Origin of the sequence: Komagataeibacter oboediens, assembly GCF_003207815.1 — a bacterium.
Lineage (GTDB): Bacteria > Pseudomonadota > Alphaproteobacteria > Acetobacterales > Acetobacteraceae > Komagataeibacter > Komagataeibacter oboediens.
Genome location: NZ_NKTX01000244.1, coordinates 1 through 700, shown reverse-complemented (window position 1 = coordinate 700; position 700 = coordinate 1). Strand labels below are relative to the sequence as shown.

Sequence of the window (700 nt, the reverse complement as noted above, 5' to 3'; positions counted from 1 at the left end):
CGTTCTCGGTGGGTGGTGCATAGACCGAGATGATGGAAGCCACGGTGGTCAAGCCGCGCTCGGCATAGCGCAGCAACTGGTCGCGCAGGGCGCGGATGCCGTCACCCATGGTCGGGAACGCGGCAAAGCGCGGTTCCGCAACGCCGGTTTCCAGACGCGCGCCCGGCTGCCCGACATAATCAAGGTTGCCGGGGTTGTTGTTGCGGATGCCACGGGGTACGTGTGCGTTCATTATCCTGCAGGCTCCTGAAGGTGGAGAATGCTGTGCCATATGGTCTGTCCGAATTCCTGCCAGCCCAATAGGGTGCCAAGACCAGCAAGGATCACGACCGCCCATGTGGTATTGCGATTGAACAGGCGCTGGCGTTCATCGCGCGCGCCGCGTTCCTTGCTGATGGCGTCAAGTGCCTTGTCGATTTTGTCAGACAGTGTGTGATCGCGTTCTTTCTGGCTTCGGGCGCGTTCACGTTCTTCGCCGCGCTGCTCTGCAATCTGCTGCATGATGTTCTGTTGGCCGCCCTGCAGAACGACAACACCGGCATTCAGCCGTTCAATCTGAACATCGTGCCGCTCCAGGTGCCCGTCATGCCGGTCGAGCCGCACATCATGTTCATCCAATCGCGCCAGAACATCCGGCGTCGGTTCATCAATCATTCATCTTCTCATAAAAAAACCGCCTCACAGGGCGGTCGGGCAGGCG

General features: G+C 59.9%; 2 protein-coding genes and 1 pseudogene. 1 reads left to right on the top strand and 2 read right to left on the bottom strand.

Features of this window, described 5'->3' with window-relative positions; genetic code table 11:
• Together CFR80_RS18630 and CFR80_RS20075 are read right to left on the bottom strand one after the other, a co-directional pair.
• Positions 1 to 232 (bottom strand): annotated as a pseudogene (locus tag CFR80_RS18630) (structural protein); the annotation flags it as partial.
• Positions 232 to 501, bottom strand: a complete 270-nt coding sequence (locus CFR80_RS20075; protein WP_258367975.1) for a hypothetical protein — start codon at positions 499 to 501, stop codon at positions 232 to 234. The pseudogene CFR80_RS18630 and the gene CFR80_RS20075, both read right to left, overlap by 1 nt.
• A 9-nt stretch (positions 502 to 510) precedes the next feature.
• Between CFR80_RS20075 and CFR80_RS20070 the strand changes: the two genes are divergently transcribed.
• On the top strand, positions 511 to 700 hold a 190-nt coding region (locus CFR80_RS20070; RefSeq protein ID WP_258367974.1), incomplete at its 3' end, for a hypothetical protein.